Source organism: Deinococcus rhizophilus (assembly GCF_030271215.1).
GTDB classification, from domain to species: Bacteria; Deinococcota; Deinococci; order Deinococcales; family Deinococcaceae; genus Deinococcus; species Deinococcus rhizophilus.
The window spans coordinates 1-1601 of sequence record NZ_JASNGB010000313.1 but is presented as its reverse complement, the minus strand read 5'-3'; the positions used below and the strand labels follow the sequence as shown (position 1 = coordinate 1601).

At 74.8% G+C, this 1601-nt stretch carries 2 pseudogenes; both read left to right on the top strand.

Features of this window, described 5'->3' with window-relative positions:
* A pseudogene (locus QOL99_RS16940) lies at window positions 1-592 on the top strand (hypothetical protein); the annotation flags it as partial.
* 97 nt (window positions 593-689) lie between these two features.
* Window positions 690-1601, top strand: a pseudogene (locus QOL99_RS16935) (hypothetical protein); the annotation flags it as partial.

The window sequence follows — 1601 nt, the reverse complement described above, 5'->3', positions numbered from 1 at the left end:
GCTGGAGGCAGGCCCCGCGACCCTGCGCACCGCGCCCGATTTCGCGGCCTACCTCGCGGACCTCGGGGCAGCGCAGGAGCGGCGGGGGCTGCGGCCCGACAGCGTTCAGGCGCTGATCTCGGGGCTGGCCGGGCTGGAACGCGGCTCACTTCCGGCGGTGGACGCGGCCTCACTCGCGGCGACCGGGACCTTCGGCGGGGGCCTGCGGGCGGGGCTGCTGCTGCTGCTCGCGCTGCTGGCCCCCGTGCCGCTGTACCTGCTGGGCCTCGCCTTCGGGGGGCGCAACCCCTTCTGGCGGGCCATCACGGCCGCGCTGGCGCTGCTGCTGCTGCCCACCCTCGTGGAGGGCGTGCTGGGCGCCGCAGGCTGGCTGGGCGACCTGCTCGGCGCCTCGGCGCTGCGGGCGGCTCCGGCCCTCTCGCCGTGGTCGTCACCCTTTGGATTGCCCATCCGGGCCCTGCTCACCGCCGCCGCGCTGGGGCTGGCGATCTACGGCTTCCGGGGCCTGTGCGTGCAGTTCGGCCTGCTGGGCAACCGCCGCGAGGCGACGCTCGCGCCCGCGACCACCGTGGAATGGGAGGAAGCCCTGTGAGCCGCCCTCCATCTGTTGCGCGTCCGACACTCGCCCCCCTCCTGCTCCCTTCGGCCGGGGTTCATCCCGCTGAAGGCAGGCTTGCACCGGAGTTCCCATGACCCCCGACACCGCCGCCCGTCAGGAACCCCTGCACCGCCTCCCCGTGCGGCTGCTGGGCGACCTTGTCTCGCCCCGCGCCCTGGAACGCATCCTGGCCGACGCCGCGCAGAGCCGGGGCAAGACGCCCGAGACGCTGGGGCCGGGCGACCTGGAAGACATTCTCAAGCGCGAGGTCTTCAAGCGGCTGCAACTCTCGGTGCCCGCTGCCCTGGCCAAGCGCCGCGTCTCGGAGGTGATCGGGGCGCTGCTGGAGGTGTCTCCCGGTGCCGGCGCCGGTGCTGGTGCCCCCGCCGCGCCCGGTGCCGATCTGGGCACGCTGGAGGAGAGCGCCCGGAGATTTACCCTCTACTTCGACTGGCCGGAAACCCAGCGCCTGCGCGGCATTCTGGGAGTCGCCCGGCAGCAGCAGGCGGCGGGGGCCGACCTCGGGCCGCTGGTGCGCGAGGGGCAGGACCTGATCGCGCTGATGGAGCGCCGTCTCGAAGAAGGGCTGGTCGCGCAGGCGCAGGACCTCGCGGAGCTGGGAGCCGCCTTCGGGCGGGTGCAGGGCATGGGCGGCAAGGACGTGCGCCGCCTGGAGAGCCTGATCGCCGAGATCGAGGAGGCCCAGAAGGGCGGCGTCCTCCAGCCCGCCGAGGTCGAGCGGGCGCGGTCTATCACCTTTACCCTGCGGCGGCAGCTCGAATCGTCGGTGGTGCAGCCGCTGGCGTCCGGCGACCCGGCCAGCGGGATGCCCGCCCCCCTGGACCCCGAAGCCCAGGCCCGCGTGCTCGCGCTGGAGCAGGAACACGCCGCGCGGCAGCTCGCGGACCTCGCCCGCGATTCCGAGGCGCTGCGCCGTGCCCGCCCGGAGCTGGAAGCCCGCTTGCAGGCCCTCCGCGCCCAGGGAGCGGCCGGGACCCTGAGC